This is a genomic window from Streptomyces canus, from assembly GCF_030816965.1.
Lineage (GTDB): Bacteria > Actinomycetota > Actinomycetes > Streptomycetales > Streptomycetaceae > Streptomyces > Streptomyces canus_E.
On record NZ_JAUSYQ010000002.1, the window covers coordinates 5555924 to 5571357 of the forward strand.

At 70.0% G+C, this 15434-nt stretch carries 18 protein-coding genes; 12 read left to right on the plus strand and 6 right to left on the minus strand.

The window, feature by feature from the left end:
• Positions 1-19: 19 nt before the first annotated feature.
• Complete coding sequence (locus QF027_RS26630; protein WP_306978449.1) at positions 20-280, plus strand: hypothetical protein; 261 nt, start codon at positions 20-22, stop codon at positions 278-280.
• A 117-nt stretch (positions 281-397) separates the two neighbouring features.
• Here the strand turns inward: QF027_RS26630 and QF027_RS26635 are convergent, their stop codons facing one another.
• The gene (locus QF027_RS26635) at positions 398-1123 is read right to left on the minus strand and encodes an SLATT domain-containing protein (protein WP_306978446.1); all 726 of its coding nucleotides are present in this window, start codon (positions 1121-1123) and stop codon (positions 398-400) included.
• A 240-nt stretch (positions 1124-1363) separates the two neighbouring features.
• Between QF027_RS26635 and QF027_RS26640 the strand changes: the two genes are divergently transcribed.
• From QF027_RS26640 to QF027_RS26655, 4 genes are all read left to right on the plus strand, one after another.
• On the plus strand, positions 1364-1708 hold the full coding sequence (locus tag QF027_RS26640; RefSeq protein WP_059209072.1) for a YbaB/EbfC family nucleoid-associated protein: 345 nt from the start codon (positions 1364-1366) through the stop codon (positions 1706-1708).
• A gap of 96 nt (positions 1709-1804) precedes the next feature.
• Complete coding sequence (recR, locus tag QF027_RS26645) at positions 1805-2404, plus strand: recombination mediator RecR (protein ID WP_306978443.1); 600 nt, start codon at positions 1805-1807, stop codon at positions 2402-2404.
• Positions 2397-3056 carry a DUF5063 domain-containing protein gene (locus QF027_RS26650; protein WP_306978442.1) on the plus strand — a complete coding sequence of 220 codons (660 nt, stop codon included), beginning with the start codon at positions 2397-2399 and terminating at the stop codon, positions 3054-3056. The genes recR and QF027_RS26650 overlap by 8 nt, the downstream gene beginning before the upstream one ends.
• A 122-nt stretch (positions 3057-3178) precedes the next feature.
• Positions 3179-3595, plus strand: coding sequence for an SsgA family sporulation/cell division regulator (locus tag QF027_RS26655; protein ID WP_307077553.1), 417 nt, complete (start codon positions 3179-3181; stop codon positions 3593-3595).
• Between the two features lie 63 nt (positions 3596-3658).
• Here the strand turns inward: QF027_RS26655 and QF027_RS26660 are convergent, their stop codons facing one another.
• Positions 3659-4384 carry a sulfite exporter TauE/SafE family protein gene (locus QF027_RS26660; protein WP_307077555.1) on the minus strand — a complete coding sequence of 242 codons (726 nt, stop codon included), beginning with the start codon at positions 4382-4384 and terminating at the stop codon, positions 3659-3661.
• Positions 4385-4496: 112 nt separating this feature from the next.
• Here QF027_RS26660 and QF027_RS26665 point away from each other — a divergent pair, with 112 nt between their 5' ends.
• The gene (locus QF027_RS26665; RefSeq protein WP_307077556.1) at positions 4497-4688 is read left to right on the plus strand and encodes a hypothetical protein; all 192 of its coding nucleotides are present in this window, start codon (positions 4497-4499) and stop codon (positions 4686-4688) included.
• A gap of 132 nt (positions 4689-4820) precedes the next feature.
• Entirely contained in the window at positions 4821-5321 is a 501-nt protein-coding gene (locus tag QF027_RS26670) for an SgcJ/EcaC family oxidoreductase (protein WP_306978435.1), read from the plus strand.
• On the opposite strand, the gene QF027_RS26675 is transcribed toward QF027_RS26670, so the two are convergent.
• Together QF027_RS26675 and QF027_RS26680 are read right to left on the minus strand one after the other, a co-directional pair.
• A complete protein-coding gene (locus QF027_RS26675; protein WP_307077558.1) occupies positions 5287-6627 on the minus strand; it encodes a sensor histidine kinase in 1341 nt (446 codons plus the stop codon). The genes QF027_RS26670 and QF027_RS26675 overlap by 35 nt on opposite strands.
• Positions 6624-7310: a response regulator transcription factor gene (locus QF027_RS26680; protein WP_306978431.1), complete on the minus strand. Its 687-nt coding sequence runs from the start codon at positions 7308-7310 to the stop codon at positions 6624-6626. Before QF027_RS26680 ends, QF027_RS26675 begins: the two co-directional genes overlap by 4 nt.
• Before the next feature lie 213 nt (positions 7311-7523).
• On the opposite strand from QF027_RS26680, the gene QF027_RS26685 reads away from it, so the two are divergent.
• The 4 genes from QF027_RS26685 (at position 7524) to QF027_RS26700 (ending at position 12020) form a co-directional block, all read left to right on the plus strand.
• A complete protein-coding gene (locus QF027_RS26685) occupies positions 7524-8801 on the plus strand; it encodes an aspartate kinase (RefSeq protein WP_266515947.1) in 1278 nt (425 codons plus the stop codon).
• Positions 8798-9850 (plus strand): aspartate-semialdehyde dehydrogenase, encoded by a 1053-nt coding sequence (locus QF027_RS26690; RefSeq protein ID WP_306978429.1) that lies wholly within the window; start codon positions 8798-8800, stop codon positions 9848-9850. The genes QF027_RS26685 and QF027_RS26690 overlap by 4 nt, the downstream gene beginning before the upstream one ends.
• Before the next feature lie 377 nt (positions 9851-10227).
• Positions 10228-10884 carry a SigE family RNA polymerase sigma factor gene (locus tag QF027_RS26695; protein WP_306978427.1) on the plus strand — a complete coding sequence of 219 codons (657 nt, stop codon included), beginning with the start codon at positions 10228-10230 and terminating at the stop codon, positions 10882-10884.
• Positions 10885-10991: 107 nt separating this feature from the next.
• Positions 10992-12020 (plus strand): hypothetical protein, encoded by a 1029-nt coding sequence (locus tag QF027_RS26700; protein ID WP_306978425.1) that lies wholly within the window; start codon positions 10992-10994, stop codon positions 12018-12020.
• 51 nt (positions 12021-12071) lie between these two features.
• On the opposite strand, the gene QF027_RS26705 is transcribed toward QF027_RS26700, so the two are convergent.
• Together QF027_RS26705 and QF027_RS26710 are read right to left on the minus strand one after the other, a co-directional pair.
• On the minus strand, positions 12072-12884 hold the full coding sequence (locus QF027_RS26705; protein ID WP_306978423.1) for an SURF1 family protein: 813 nt from the start codon (positions 12882-12884) through the stop codon (positions 12072-12074).
• 43 nt (positions 12885-12927) lie between these two features.
• A complete protein-coding gene (locus tag QF027_RS26710; RefSeq protein ID WP_307077560.1) occupies positions 12928-13302 on the minus strand; it encodes a nuclear transport factor 2 family protein in 375 nt (124 codons plus the stop codon).
• A gap of 151 nt (positions 13303-13453) precedes the next feature.
• Between QF027_RS26710 and QF027_RS26715 the strand changes: the two genes are divergently transcribed.
• The gene (locus QF027_RS26715; RefSeq protein WP_306978419.1) at positions 13454-15268 is read left to right on the plus strand and encodes a S9 family peptidase; all 1815 of its coding nucleotides are present in this window, start codon (positions 13454-13456) and stop codon (positions 15266-15268) included.
• Positions 15269-15434 lie beyond the last annotated feature (166 nt).

A 15434-nucleotide genomic window follows, 5' to 3' on the forward strand; every position in this document is an offset into this window, starting at 1 on the left:
TCTCGGGGGAGGGCCTGCGATGGAGGAGCCGGAGGAGGAGCACGCCTCTGCCGAACCTGAACACCATCACTCGCGGGAACGCCACTCGCCCGGCACGTACCTGACCCCGTACGCGCCGGAGCCGGAGGAGGAAGCGGGGTACCGCAGTCGTTCCGTCACGGCCGCCCTCGTCGCCGTCGCGCTGGTGGTCGCCGTGGGTGCCGGCGGCACGGTCTACGCCGTCCTGGGCGACGGCCCCCGCGAGGCACCCACCCCTCCCACGGCGTCCACCTCGCCCTGAAGGCGGTGCGCCGCGGCCGGGCAGCGGGTCTGGAGACACAGGGTGACCTGCGCTTCCGCCCGGACGGTCGTCACCGTGGATGCGCGGACCGGGGCGGCCGGTGTCGGTGAGTGAGGCTCACCTGGGCTCCGGCGGTCGCTGCCGGGGCATGTTCGGGCGGGCGGGCGGGCCCGGAGGCTGCGGGAAACGTCCCTGCACGCCTCCCGGATCCTGACGGCCGCCGGATGTCACCGCCCCCTGGATGGCCATCGGGGCCGACCCGTTCCGGAACTCCACGATCCAGTCGGCGGTCTCCACCCGGATCAGCTCCGTCACGTCCTCCGAGAAGCGGCGCAGAACCCCCAGGCAGCGCTCGGTCGCCTCCGCCGCGGTGCCCTCCGTCGGTCCGAGCACCTCGCGCACACTCTCCGAGGCCCAGTCGAACTGCAGCGCCAGGAGACGGCGCTGGACGGCCTGCGCGGTGGCCACGTCCCTTATCCAGCCGGAGGTCACCCCGAAGTACCGGTCGACGGCGACGCAGGCCACCGCGAGCAGCAGTCCGAGATAGCCCCAGGCCGCGACCCCGGCCCCGGCCACCCCCGTCAGATCCAGCAACGGCAGCACGGCTCCGGTCACCGCCCCCACCGCGGCCCCGCCCCGCAGGGCCCGCGCGCCCCGTCGCTTCCACACCCGGTCCGCGAGATACCAGGCCGCGGTCTCCAGCGCCCCGTGCTCCACCCACCGGTACAACTCGTCCAGCCGCACGGCGGGCTCGCCCCAGTCCCCGAGCGGAAACGTCCGCCCGGCCAGATCGGCCCGCCCGTCCTGGGGCAGGCCCTCGGGCTGCATCTCCGGCTGACCCACCCGGCGCTCCCTACTGATCGGTCACCCTGCGTGACGCCTGATGCTGATGTGCCGGACCCTTCCTACCGCCCAATGGGTGGCGAAGGGGGTTCTTTGGTGGCTTTTCCGCTCGGAAGAGGGCCTTGATCAGGTATAGGCCTCTACGCAAACTCACTCGAAAGAGTGCTGGGGCGACGGCCACGTGGAACACGTAGGCTCGTCACAGACGGAAGACCAAGGCGGAAAGCACAGGAGCTGATCGTGATCCCCGGTGGTGGCCAGCCCAACATGCAGCAGCTGCTCCAGCAGGCCCAGAAGATGCAGCAGGACCTGGCGAACGCGCAGGAGGAACTCGCCAGGACCGAGGTCGACGGCCAGGCGGGCGGCGGTCTGGTGAAGGCCACCGTCACCGGCGCCGGAGAACTGCGCGCGCTGAAGATCGACCCGAAGGCGGTGGACCCTGAGGACACCGAGACCCTCGCCGACCTGATCGTGGCGGCGGTCCAGGCGGCCAACGAGAACGCGCAGACCCTCCAGCAGCAGAAGCTCGGCCCGCTCGCCCAGGGTCTCGGCGGCGGCAGCGGTATCCCCGGGCTGCCTTTCTAGACGGGGGCCTGTCTTTCACCGTGCCCGTCTTTCTTTGGCGGGCATCGGCCAACTAGCGTACGTACTGCAAGGAACCCCAGGAAGGACGGCAGTCCGTTGTACGAAGGCGTGGTTCAGGACCTCATCGACGAACTGGGGCGGCTGCCCGGCGTCGGTCCCAAGAGCGCCCAGCGGATCGCCTTCCACATCCTCCAGGCGGAGCCGACGGACGTACGGCGCCTGGCGCAGTGCCTGATGGAGGTCAAGGCGAAGGTCCGCTTCTGCGCGACCTGCGGCAATGTGGCCCAGGAAGAGCTGTGCAACATCTGCCGCGACGCCCGCCGCGACCTCTCCGTCATCTGTGTGGTGGAGGAGCCGAAGGACGTGGTCGCCATCGAGCGCACCCGTGAGTTCCGTGGCAAGTACCACGTCCTGGGCGGTGCGATCAGCCCGATCGAGGGTGTCGGTCCGGACGACCTGCGGATACGGGAACTTCTCGCGCGGTTGGCCGACGGGACGGTCACGGAGCTGATCCTGGCCACCGACCCGAACCTGGAGGGCGAGGCCACAGCGACGTACCTCGCCCGCATGATCAAGCCCATGGGCCTCAAGGTCACCCGCCTGGCCAGCGGCCTCCCGGTGGGTGGCGACCTGGAATACGCGGACGAGGTGACCCTCGGCCGCGCCTTCGAGGGGAGACGACTCCTAGATGTCTGACGCCACACTGCACGCGACTGCCCAGGACCCCGACGACTTCGCGGTCCAGATCGCCGACCAGGTCGAGAGCTTCCTGGTGGCCGTCATGGAGGTGGCGAAGGGCGACGAACCCGACTCGGCCGTCCCCTTCCTCCTCCTGGAGGTCTCCCAGATCCTGCTGGCCGGCGGCCGTCTGGGCGCCCACGAGGACATCGTCCCCGACGAGCGCTACGAGCCCGACACGGGCCCGGACGCCGACGTGGACGAACTCCGCGAGAACCTGGCCCGGCTGCTGGAGCCGATCGACGTCTACTCCGAGGTCTTCGACCCCTACGAGCCGCGCAAGGCCCCGGTCCCGGCCCGTATCTCGGACGACCTGACCGATGTCATCACCGACCTGCGCCACGGCATGGCCCACTACCGGGCGGGCCGCACCTCGGAGGCACTGTGGTGGTGGCAGTTCTCGTACTTCTCCAACTGGGGCTCCACGGCCTCGGCGACGCTGCGCGCGCTCCAGTCCGTCGTGGCCCATGTCCGCCTGAACCAGCCCCTGGAGGAACTGGACGGCCTCGACACCGACCAGGCGATCGGCGACGAGACGCTGGAGTTCGAGGCGGGCAAGGTGATGGTGGAGGAGATCGCGGGTCCGCTGGGGCTGCGATCCCCGAAGTAGCTTCCATGTGACGCGAGTCATACGCGAAGGCTTCTGAAACGGCGTAATGCGCGGGCACCTGGGGTGGTCTCACTGCACAACGGCCACACCCGGCCCGTGCCCCCGCCGACTTGGAGCCCCTCATGCACGTCACCCTCCAGCAGCCCACAGGCGCCCGCCTGATCACGGCCACGGACCAGGAACTCGCGATCCCCGCGACCCTGCGCTACACCTCCGCCGACCCGCCGGCCGCGCACATCGACTTCCCGCCGCATGTCACGGTCGACGGCGAGGCCGCGACGTGGACCTTCGCGAGAGCGCTGCTCGGCGAGGGACTGCGAGCGCCGGCGGGCCTCGGCAACGTCCGTGTCCGTCCGGCCGGTTCGGCCCACACGTACGTCGAGTTCCACGCGTCGCAGGGCATGGCCGTCCTCAGATTCGCCACGTCGGACCTGACGCGCTTCCTGGCCCGCACGTACACGATCGTCGCCGCGGGCGAGGAGACCGTGAGCGCGGAACCGGACCACGGGCTGGTGGCGCTGTACGGGGGGCGGGTGTGATCCGCGGGTCGGCGGAGGCATCAACCAGTCCGAGGACGGCAGTTACCGCCACGACGAGAGGCTTCACAGGCCCCACAGTCCCTTTCCCACGGCCGTGATCCCGCCCGTCAGGGCCAGGAGCAGCACCAGCAGGCGGGCCCGTCTCTCCGGTATCCGGGACGCGAGCCCTCTGCCGACCAGCCCGCCCGCTCCCATCGCCCCGATCACCAGAAGCCACTGCACTCCACTGAGCCCCGACACCCCGTTCGACGCCACCGAGAACGCGTTCACGATCACGCCGTAGAACATCGCGTTCGGGACGAACTCCCGTACCGTCCAGCCCGCGTTGACGGCGTAGAGCGAGAACGGCGGGCCGCCCACCCCCGCCGCCGAGTTCATGAACCCGCCCGCCGCGCCCGCGAACACGGCGCCTCGGGTGCCGCGCAGAGCGGCCACCCGGGCACCGCGCATGACGAGGAGCACCGCCGCCGTCACCAGGCCGCCCATGACCAACAGGAGCCAGGGTTGCGGGAGTTGGTGGGTCACCCAGGTGCCCGCCGGGACCGTGCAGGCCGCCGCTGCGCACAGGGGCACCATCGCCCGCGGCCGTACCAGCCGCCACCCGCCGGCCAATCCCACGAGACAGATCACCCCGGCCGCGCAGTTGGCCAGGACGACTCCTTGTGCCGGACCGAGCAGCAGGATCAGCGCGGGTACGGCGACCAGGGCGAAGCCCATTCCCGTGAGCCACTGCACCGAGGAGCCGAGCAGCACGATTCCCGTCAGAAGCACATCCGCCGTCACGGTCATGGTGTATCTCTCTACACCCCGGGTTCGGGAGAGCACTCCCTCGTGACGGGCCCCGCGAAACGGGATCGTTGATCTCACCAGGTCAGCCACTCCGCACCGAAGGAAAACCGTCATGAAGACCCTGCTCTCCTCCACCCCCGTCCTCTGGTTCCTCTTCCTGTTCAACCTGGTCGTCGCCGCGGCCGCGCCGTTCGTCGTGGAGGGGGTGCAGGGCGTCATGACCGCCGTGGGGATGGGCGTGGTGTCCCTCGGGGCCGGGGTCGGCCTGCTGCGCGGACAGCGATCGGTCCGTCACACGGCGTGAATTGGGTATCCGCTGTCTCTCCCCTGTATCTCGCCTGCACGGGCCCTAACCAGCGCAAAGAGAGGCTGGAGTCACTCCCCACCGCGCAACGCGGAGGGGAGTGACCCACTTCTCACCGCACTGGAGACAGCGATGACCCGTCGTTCCATACCCAAGCGCGCAGCCATCGTCACCGCCGCCGCCCTGGCCGCCGTGGGCACCTTCGCCGCCGGTGTCAGCCTTGCGGGGTCGCAGGACGAGGCCGAGCCGTCCAAGAAGCAGATCGCCGGCCTCTTCGACACCTGGAACGCCGCGCTGCAGACCGGTGACTCGGAGAAGGTCGCGGACCTGTACGCCAAGGACGCGGTCCTCCTGCCCACTGTCTCCAACAAGATCCGCACCGACCGCGCCGAGATCGTCGACTACTTCGACCACTTCCTGGAGAACAAGCCGGTCGGCACGAAGGTCGAGACGATCGTCGACGTGCTCGACAGCAACACCGCGATCGACACGGGCGTGTACGAGTTCACGCTCACCGACCCCGAGAACGGCAAGAAGAGAGTCGTCAAGGCCCGCTACACGTACGAGTACGAGAAGCGGGGCGGCCAGTGGAAGATCGTCAACCACCACTCCTCGGCGATGCCCGAAGGCTGATCTCCACCTTCAGCCCGCCCCCCGGCGCGTCCGCCAGCGCCACGGTTCCGCCGTCGTCGGTCACCAGCTGCTTGACGACGGCGAGGCCGAGCCCCGAGCCGGAGCGTCCGGTCAGGCCCTGGCCGCGCCAGAAGCGGTCGAAGGCGCGGGACTTGTCGGCGTCGGGCATGCCGGGTCCCTCGTCGAGCACCGACAGCACCACCGCGTCCGCCCGGGACTCGACCTCGACGGTGATCCGCCCGCCGTCCGGCGAGACCTCCAGGGCGTTCGAGAGCACGTTGTCCAGCACCTGGTCGAGATGACCGGGGCTGGCCAGCACAGACGGCCGGTCGTCGACAACACTCCCCCTGAGCGCGATGGTGACCCCGCGCTCGTCGGCGGCCGGCCTCCACACCGTCAGCCGTTCGTCCACGATCTCCCTGAGCGGCAACGGCTCCGCGGCCGTCACCTTCGCCTCCGCACGGGCGAGGACGAGAAGGCCGTTGACCAGACGGCTCATACGGACCACTTCCGCCGTCGCCTGCTCCACGTCCTCCCGTACGAACTCGTCGTCCACCCCGTCCGCGATGTTGTCCAGCGACAGCCGCAACGCGGTCAAGGGCGTCCGCAGTTGATGAGACGCGTCCGCCACGAAGATCCGCTGCGAGGCCACCAGCGTGTCCAGGCGTTCCGCGCCCTGGTTCAGGGTGCGGGCGAGCGTCTGCGTCTCCGGCGGGCCCGTCACCGGGGACCGCGCGGTCAGATCGCCGTCGCTGAACTTGCTGGCCATCGCGTTGAGTTCGCGCAGGGGGGCGGTGATACGGCGGGCGGCGTACGCCCCGATCACGGCGGCCGCGGCCAGCACCAGCACGGCGAGAGCGGCCCGGAAGCCCCAGATCTGCCACAGGCGCCTGGTCATGTCCGAGGTCGAGTAGACGATCCGTACGGCAGCGTCGTCCTTCGCGGGGACGGTGACCGTCAGGTGTCTGCCCCAGACGAAGTCGGAACCCCAGTCGGTCGTCGATTCCTTCTTCTCCACGGCCCGCTTCAGTGCCGCGTCCGCGGCAGGAACCGGCAGCTCGGGGTCGCAGTTCGCGGTGGGGGTCGCCTGGACGTCGCCGTACGTCCTGGCCACCTCGGTCAGGGCCTCGCACGAGGTACTGGTGCCGTTGCTCAGCAGCAGCGCCATGGTGTTCGCCTCGCGCAGGACCGACTGTCTGGTGTCGTCCCGCAACTGCTTGGTGAGCGTGAAGGCGACCGGGACGGTGAACAGGAAGATGGCCACCGCGACCAGCAGGATGTAGCTCCGGATGAGCTGGCGGTTCATGAAACCCCGTCGTCCTCGGCGATCTCCAGCCGGAAGCCCACTCCCCGGACCGCCTCGATGACGACCGCCCCGGCGAGCTTGCGCCGCAGCGCCGCCACATGCACGTCCAGTGTCTTGGTCGGCCCGAACCAGTTCGCGTCCCAGACCGCCTCCATGATCTGCTCGCGCGACATCAGCGCACCCGGCTCCTCGGTGAGGAAGGACAGCAGGCCGTACTCCTTGGGCGCCAGGGACACCTCCTCGCCGTCGAGGTGGACCCGGGCGGCCTTGCGGTCGATGGTGAGGCGGGAGCCGTACGCGTCGGGGCCCGCCGCGGCGGCCTCGCCACGGGGCTGGACGCGCCGCATCACGGCTCGTATGCGCGCGATGACCTCACGGACCCCGAACGGCTTGGACACGTAGTCGTCGGCTCCGAGCTCCAGGCCGACCACCCGGTCCGTCTCGTCGCTGCGCGCGCTGATCACGATGATCGGCACGTCACCGCGCTCGCGCAGCGCCTTGCACACGTCGAGGCCGTCGGTGTCGGGCAGACCGAGATCGAGGAGTACGACGTCGTAGGGGCCCTCGTGGCTCAGCGCGGCACCGCCGGTGGAGACCCACTCGACCTCGAACCCGTACCGGATCAGGCCACGTCTCAGGGACTGGGCGACCGGTTCATCGTCTTCCACCAGGAGTACGCGCACAGTCGCACCCTAATGCTTGAAACTTAATTCACAGCTGCCACATGAGCCCCACATCGTTCTGTGACGCGGTGCACTTTTCCCGAGGTCCCCGGCTGGGCATGCGCTGACCTGGGCGTCCGAACTTCGCGATATCTCACGATGCGATACCGCAGAAGTGAAAATCGGGCGCTCGTTAAACTGAGCCGACACACACGGACTGAGCGAGGAGCGCACGTGGGCCTTGTCGTGCAGAAGTACGGAGGCTCCTCCGTAGCCGATGCCGAAGGCATCAAGCGCGTCGCCAAGCGAATCGTCGAAGCGAAGAAGAACGGCCACCAGGTGGTCGTCGTCGTTTCCGCGATGGGCGACACGACGGACGAGCTGATCGATCTCGCCGAGCAGGTATCTCCCATGCCTGCCGGGCGTGAGTTCGACATGCTGCTGACCGCCGGAGAGCGTATCTCCATGGCTCTGCTGGCCATGGCGATCAAAAACCTGGGCCACGAGGCCCAGTCCTTCACCGGCAGCCAGGCAGGCGTCATCACCGACTCGGTCCACAACAAAGCCCGGATCATCGACGTCACGCCGGGCCGGATCCGCACGGCCCTCGACGAGGGCAACATCGCCATCGTCGCCGGCTTCCAGGGCGTCAGCCAGGACAAGAAGGACATCACCACGCTCGGGCGCGGTGGCTCCGACACCACGGCCGTCGCCCTCGCCGCCGCGCTCGACGCCGAGGTGTGCGAGATCTACACCGACGTCGACGGCGTGTTCACCGCCGACCCGCGGGTGGTGAAGAAGGCGAAGAAGATCGACTGGATCTCCTTCGAGGACATGCTGGAGCTCGCCGCCTCCGGCTCGAAGGTGCTGCTCCACCGCTGTGTGGAGTACGCCCGTCGCTACAACATCCCGATCCATGTGCGGTCGTCCTTCAGCGGACTTCAGGGCACGTGGGTCAGCAGTGAGCCGATCGAGCAAGGGGACAAGAAGGTGGAGCAGGCCATCATCTCCGGTGTCGCGCACGACACCTCCGAGGCCAAGGTCACGGTCGTCGGCGTGCCCGACAAGCCGGGCGAGGCCGCCGTGATCTTCCGCACGATCTCGGACGCCGAGATCAACATCGACATGATCGTGCAGAACGTCTCCGCCGCCTCCACCGGGCTGACGGACATCTCCTTCACGCTCCCCAAGGCCGAGGGCCGCAAGGCCATCGACGCCCTGGAGAAGAACAAGGCCGGCATCGGCTTCGACTCGCTGCGCTACGACGACCAGATCGGCAAGATCTCGCTCGTGGGCGCGGGCATGAAGACCAACCCGGGTGTCACGGCCGACTTCTTCACCGCCCTGTCCGACGCCGGCGTGAACATCGAGCTGATCTCGACCTCCGAGATCCGTATCTCGGTCGTCACCCGCGCCGACGACGTGCCCGAGGCGGTCCGCGCCGTGCACAGCGCCTTCGGGCTCGACTCCGACAGCGACGAGGCCGTGGTCTACGGAGGCACCGGGCGATGAGCCTTCGCCCGACGCTCGCGGTCGTGGGCGCGACCGGAGCCGTCGGCACGGTCATGCTCCAGATCCTGTCCCAGCACGCGGACATCTGGGGCGAGATCCGACTGATCGCCTCCCCGCGCTCGGCCGGCCGCAAGCTGGCCGTGCGCGGGGAGCAGGTCGAGGTGGTGGCCCTGTCGGAGGAGGCCTTCGACGGGGTCGACGTCGCCATGTTCGACGTACCCGACGAGGTGGCCGCGCAGTGGGCGCCGGTCGCCGCTGCCCGCGGTGCCGTCGTCGTGGACAACTCCGGCGCCTTCCGGATGGACCCGGACGTGCCCCTCGTCGTCCCCGAGGTCAATGCGCACGCGGCCCGGATGCGGCCGCGCGGGATCATCGCCAACCCCAACTGCACGACCCTCTCCATGATCGTGGCTCTGGGCGCGCTGCACGCCGAGTTCGGGCTGCGGGAGCTGGTGGTGTCCTCGTACCAGGCGGTGAGCGGCGCCGGCCGGGCGGGTGTCGAGACCCTGAGGCGGCAGCTGTCCATGGTCGCGGGCACCGAGCTCGGGACGCACCCCGGTGACGTACGGCGGGCCGTCGGCGACCACACCGGGCCGTTCCCGGAGCCGGTCGCCCTCAACGTCGTACCGTGGGCCGGTTCCCTGCGCGAGGACGGCTGGTCCTCGGAGGAGATGAAGGTGCGGGACGAGTCCCGCAAGATCCTGGGCCTGCCCGCGCTGCCGGTCGCCGTGACCTGTGTGCGGGTCCCGGTGGTCACCGTGCACTCCCTCACCGTCCACGCCCGCTTCGAGGGCGAGGTCACCGTCCGCAAGGCGCGCGAGATCCTCGCGACCGCCCCCGGGGTCGTCCTCTTCGACGACCCGGCTGCCGGGGAGTTCCCCACGCCCGCCGATGTCGTCGGCACCGATCCCACCTGGGTGGGGCGGGTGCGGCGGGCGCTCGACGACCCCACCGCGCTCGAGCTCTTCGTGTGCGGGGACAACCTGCGCAAGGGTGCCGCCCTCAACACCGCGCAGATCGCCGAGCTCGTGGCGGCCGAGCTGGTGTGACCCTTTCTCCGGTGGCGGATCTGTCGTACGCAGTTGTACCTACCGGAAAAGTCCTGGCCATGGCCGGAACGCTTTGTAGGATCTGTGTGCGACATGTGGTGCGACTAATGGTCCGTACCACTTGATCCCGGCGCCTTGGCGTCCGAAGATTTTCCTCCCCGCTCTCCGCAACCGTGCGAAGGGCGGGGAGCGTCTTTGCGAACGCCCTTTCAGGGGGCGCGGGGATGCATGCGGGGCGTGGGGACGCCTCGCCCATTCAGGACACAGGGGAAGAGCGGGTAGGGCATGAGCGCGTTCGACGCACGGTCAGTTGTGCTGCCTGAGAGAAGATGGACGGTTGCGTACAACCCTCACCGGGGTGAGCGTGTCCAACTGGCGTGGCTCAGGTACTCGACTTCCCTGCCGCGCCGAGCGGCGCGGCTGTCCTCCGGCCCCGCAGGCCCGGGGCGCCCGGTGGCATGCCGGTGATCGCGCCCATGCCCGCAGCGCGGCCCGCCCGCATACCCAGCCAGCGTGACGGCGCCGAGGACGTGGCGGCAGCCGGGACCACCGTCGACCACCTCACCGAGACCTACCGGGCGCACTACCGCTCGCTGCTGGGTCTCGCCGCTCTCCTGCTCGACGACACCGCCTCCTGCGAGGACGTCGTCCAGGAGGCCTTCATCCGCGTCCACTCGGCACGCAAACGCGTCCGCGACCCGCAGAAGACCCTCGCGTACCTGCGGCAGACGGTCGTCAACCTTTCCCGCTCGGCCCTGCGCCGGCGCATCCTCGGACTCAAGTTGCTGTCCAAGCCGATGCCCGACATGGCGAGCGCCGAGGAGGGGGCGTACGACCAGCTGGAGCGCGACTCGCTCATCAAGGCGATGAAGGGCCTGCAGCGCCGCCAGCGCGAGGTACTGGTTCTGCGCTACTTCGCGGACATGACCGAGGCCCAGGTCGCCGACACCCTCGGCATCTCCCTGGGCTCCGTGAAGGCGTACGGCTCCCGCGGGATCGCCGCGCTGCGGATCGCGATGGAGGAGCCGGTGTGAGCGCGGATCCTGAGGAGCGGCGCCATGAGCCGACGCGGGACGGCCGGCATGAGCCGACCTGGGCGGCGCAACACGAGCACAAGCAATCGCACGCTGGGAACGGAACTGTGAATCACGGCCCCGACGATCTGAGCTCCACGGGGGAGTTCGACTCGGACGAGCTGGCACTGCGACGGCTGCTGCACCAGGCGGTCCAGGAGATGGAGCCGCGTGACGGCACCCTGGACCATCTGCGCAAGGCGGTACCCGCCCGGCGGGCGCGCAAGCGACAGGCCGTCGTCGGCATGGCGGCCGCCGCCCTCTTCATCGGCACCGCGATCCCCGCCGTCGTGCACGTCTCCTCCACCGGTACCAGTGCCAACACCTCCAACGCCGGGCACGCCTCCCAGATGCAGGGCGGCGCCGGCCAGGGCAAGCAGGAGGACGGGGGCGAGGCCACCTCCGGCGGTTCCTCGGGCAAGACCGAGGACAAGGGCAAGGGCGAGTCCCAGGGCACCGACAAGGGCAAGTCCGCGGGCGCGAGCACCGGAGCGACCAGCGGCACCGACCCCTCCGCCACGACCGCCGCGAGCGCCCCGGTCTGTACGGCCGCACAGCTCGGCACGCCGACGGCGAGCACCGCGGTGCCCGACGCCTCCGGGACGGTCTACGGCACGTTCCACGTCACCAACGCCTCCACCGCCGCCTGTACGGTCACCGGTCCCGGCATCGTGACCCCGACCGCTCAGGGCGCGGCCGACGCGAGCAAGATCAGCAGTGCGCGGCACGTCTCCGGCGACGTGGCGTCGGCCGGGCTGCCCGACCCGTCCCAGGAGGTCTCCCAGCTGCTGCTGCAGCCCGGTTCCTCCTACGACGTGAAGTTCGCCTGGGTGCCGTCCGAGACGTGCCCCACCACGGAACCCTCGACCGACCCCAGCCCCGACCCCACGACCTCCCCGGACACCTCCACCAGCGAGGGCTCCTCCACCGGCGGCGACACCGGCACCTCCACCCAGCTCCTCACGGAGGACGGCACGGCCGACGGGAGCGTCCTGGTGACGAACACGGCGGAGGGCGGCGGACCGTCGGTGTCGACGACGGTGTCCAACGCGTGCGCGGGGGTCGTGTACTGGACGGGCCTGCTCACGTCGTCGTGACGGTCTGAACGGGCTTCAACAGGATGAACGGGCGTCGGGGGACGCTCGGGTTCAGGCGCTCGCCTTCTCCTGGGGCTGCTCCTGGTCCCGCTCCTGCTGTTCGTCGTCCGGGAGGATCCCCAGTTCCGCGTCCCGGATGAACTCCACCTCGCGGCGCAGCAGGCGGAACCACATGAAGACCACGAAACCGGCGAAGACGAACCACTCACCGGTGTAGCCGAGGTTCTGGAAGGCCTTGAGGTCCAGCCCGCTGTCGGCGGGCGCGGTCGCCGGTACGGCGTTCATCCCGGAGTCACCGGTGTTGAGGGTGACCCACGCGTCGTACACGCCGTACGGCACGAGGTTGATCAGCGAGGCCGCGCTGATCGCCGCGGTCTGCCCGGCCGGAAGACCGCCCTGGGCACTGACGCCGTTGTCGCCGGGGGTCTCCGACGCCTGAAGCGCACCGGTGACGGTGACCTCGCCCTTCGGCGCGGCCGGGGCCTTGGCCGGATCGGGGGTGCCCGGCAGCCAGCCCCGGACCACGGGCAGGGCCTTGCCGCTGTCCGTGCGCAACAGTGTCAGGACGTAAAAGCCCTCACGGTCGTCCAGTTGCCGGTCGGGGACGAGCAGCTGCTTGTCGTAGCGCCCGGTCGCGGTGACCTGCTTGCCGGAGGTCGCCTTGTCCACCGGCAGCAGCTCGGCCAGTGGTCGCGCGGCCTCTCGCTCGTCCGTGCTGACCTGCTGCTCGGCGTCCCGGCTCTCCGTCATCCGGTCCTCGAACCGGCTCAGCTGCCACGACCCCATGAAGATGCAGAACGGGATGGCGAGCAGCACGAAGACGTTGATGCCAAACCAGCGGGGTGTCAGCAGAAACCGGTACACACTCCCACGGTACGGGGCCGTCCCGGGGCGGCGGGGCGCGGGGTCAGAACCTTTCCGTCAGGTGGTCCCGGCCCGCCGGGGGCTCGTACGGCTCCGGCCAGAAGTCGGTGATGACGGATATACGGCCGCTCTCGTCCCCGGTGAAGAAGGAGATGGCGTACATCTCCTCCAGACCCACCGTGAAGCGCGCCCAGGTGACGACCTGGCCCGGTTCGGCGACGATCCGCTCGACCCGCAGATGCCAGTCGCCTGGGTACTCACGGTTGAACTCGACGTACCGCTCCCGTCCGCTGATGCGCTCACGGGTCTGCGGCAGGGTGTAGACGACGTCCTCGGCCAGGGTGTCCGCGAACGCGGTCCAGTCGCGGGCCTCGGCGAAGGCCCAGAAACTCTCGACGGTCTTGCGCAGATCGGTCATGGGGGACGAGTCTGCACCCGGCCACTGACAGCGGGCCCTGGGCGGCCTTTTCGACCTGGTCGGACGGGGTTGGGTAAGCGGCTGGTAGAGGTTTTCCACAGGCTGGGGACCTCGTCTGCGCATTGTCTGTGAAGGCAGGCAGTATGGGGTCATGACTGAGAGCAACGGGTCCGCCGCGGCCGAGCGGAAGAACGACATGCCGGACTGGGAGAAGCGCTTCCGGGCGCCCCGGGTCTCCCTGCCCGACTGGGCGGAGGACGCCCCCGACCGCTCCTTGTTCGTCTCCAACGCCACGGGGACGTACGAGCTGTACGCCTGGGACAGAGCGACGGGCGGACAGCGCCAGGTGACGGACCGGCCGAACGGCACGACGGACGGCGTGCTCTCCCCGGACGGCGCCTGGATCTGGTGGTTCGACGACAAGGACGGCGACGAGTTCGGCGTCTGGCGCCGCCAGCCCTTCGAGGGCGGCGCGGACGAGCTCGCCGCGCCCGGTCTCGAGGCCTCCTACCCGGCGGGCTTGGCCCTGGGCCGGGACGGCCGCACGGCGGTCGTGGGGTGTTCGACCGACGACGAGGGCACCTCCATCCACCTCGTGCGCACCGGCGCGGACCCGGTGGAGATCTACCGGCACCGCGAGTCGGCGGGCGTCGGCGACCTCTCCCACGACGGCTCGCTGATCGCGGTCGAGCACACCGAGCACGGCGACGCGATGCACTCGGCGCTGCGCGTGCTGCGCCCCGACGGCACGACGGTCGCCGAGCTCGACGACACCAAGGGCGGCACCGAGGAACTGGGCCTGGAGGTCCTGGGCTTCGCCCCGGTCGACGGCGACACCCGGCTGCTCATCGGCCATCAGCGGCGCGGCCGCTGGGAGCCGCTGGTGTGGGACGTGGCCACGTGCGAGGAGACCGACCTCGACCTGGACCTGCCCGGCGACGTGGGCGCCGAGTGGTATCCGGACGGTACGGGTCTGCTCATCGCGCACAGCTTCGAGGCGCGCAGCGAGCTCTTCCGGTACGACCTGGCGAGCGGCAAGCTCGAGAAGGTCCCGACCCCGCCCGGTTCGGTCTCCGGGGCGACGGCCCGCCCCGACGGCAGCGTGGAGTACCTGTGGTCCTCGGCCGCCGAGCCGTCGGCGGTGCGCTCGACGACGGGTGAGGTGGTCCTGGACCCGCCGGGTCTGAAGTCCCCGGGTTCGGTGCCGGTGGAGGACGTGTGGGTGGACGGCCCGGGTGGCCGGATCCACGCCCTGGTCCAGAAGCCCGCCGGCGCGACGGGGCCGCTGCCGACGGTCTTCGACATCCACGGCGGTCCGACCTGGCACGACAGCGACTCGTTCGCGGCGGGCCCGGCGGCGTGGGTGGACCACGGGTACGCGGTCGTCCGGGTCAACTACCGCGGCTCCACGGGGTACGGACGCGCGTGGACCGACGCGCTCAAGCACCGGGTCGGTCTGATCGAGCTGGAGGACATCGCGGCGGTCAGGGAGTGGGCGATCGGCTCCGGCCTCGCCGACCCCGAGCGGCTGATCCTCACGGGGGGGTCCTGGGGCGGCTACCTCACGCTCCTCGGCCTGGGCACCCAGCCGGAGGCGTGGGCCCTGGGGATCGCGGCGGTGCCGGTCGCGGACTATGTCACGGCGTTCCACGACGAGATGGAAGCGCTGAAGGCGATGGACCGCACGTTGCTGGGCGGTACGCCGGAGGAGGTGCCGGAGCGCTTCGAGGCGTCGTCTCCCTTGACGTACGTGGACCAGGTCAAGGCTCCGGTGTACATCTCGGCGGGGGTCAACGATCCGCGGTGCCCGATCCGTCAGGTCGACAACTATGTGAAGCGGCTGGAGTCGAGGGGGGCGGTGCACGAGGTGTACCGGTACGACGCGGGTCACGGGTCGCTGGTGGTGGACGAGCGGATCAAGCAGGTGAGGCTGGAACTGGACTTCGCGGCAAGGCATTTGGGGTAGCGGGGGCAGGACTTTCGTCTGCGGGGCGGTGGGGGCTGGTCGCGCGGTTCCCCGCGCCCCTTGAGTGGGTACAGCTCGGCCGACTTCGAGTGCACCGACTCAGGGGCGCGGGGCTGAGTCGATATGCGGCTCCGCCGCGGGGCGCGACCAGCCACGACGAACCCGC

Coding starts and splice junctions, on each gene's coding strand:
- QF027_RS26630 (WP_306978449.1), top strand. CDS start 20: ATGGAGGAGCCGGAGGAGGAGCACGCCTCTGCCGAACCTGAACACCAT.
- QF027_RS26650 (WP_306978442.1), top strand. CDS start 2,397: ATGTCTGACGCCACACTGCACGCGACTGCCCAGGACCCCGACGACTTC.
- QF027_RS26655 (WP_307077553.1), top strand. CDS start 3,179: ATGCACGTCACCCTCCAGCAGCCCACAGGCGCCCGCCTGATCACGGCC.
- QF027_RS26660 (WP_307077555.1), bottom strand. CDS start 4,384: ATGACCGTGACGGCGGATGTGCTTCTGACGGGAATCGTGCTGCTCGGC.
- QF027_RS26665 (WP_307077556.1), top strand. CDS start 4,497: ATGAAGACCCTGCTCTCCTCCACCCCCGTCCTCTGGTTCCTCTTCCTG.
- QF027_RS26670 (WP_306978435.1), top strand. CDS start 4,821: ATGACCCGTCGTTCCATACCCAAGCGCGCAGCCATCGTCACCGCCGCC.
- QF027_RS26675 (WP_307077558.1), bottom strand. CDS start 6,627: ATGAACCGCCAGCTCATCCGGAGCTACATCCTGCTGGTCGCGGTGGCC.
- QF027_RS26690 (WP_306978429.1), top strand. CDS start 8,798: ATGAGCCTTCGCCCGACGCTCGCGGTCGTGGGCGCGACCGGAGCCGTC.
- QF027_RS26710 (WP_307077560.1), bottom strand. CDS start 13,302: ATGACCGATCTGCGCAAGACCGTCGAGAGTTTCTGGGCCTTCGCCGAG.
- QF027_RS26715 (WP_306978419.1), top strand. CDS start 13,454: ATGACTGAGAGCAACGGGTCCGCCGCGGCCGAGCGGAAGAACGACATG.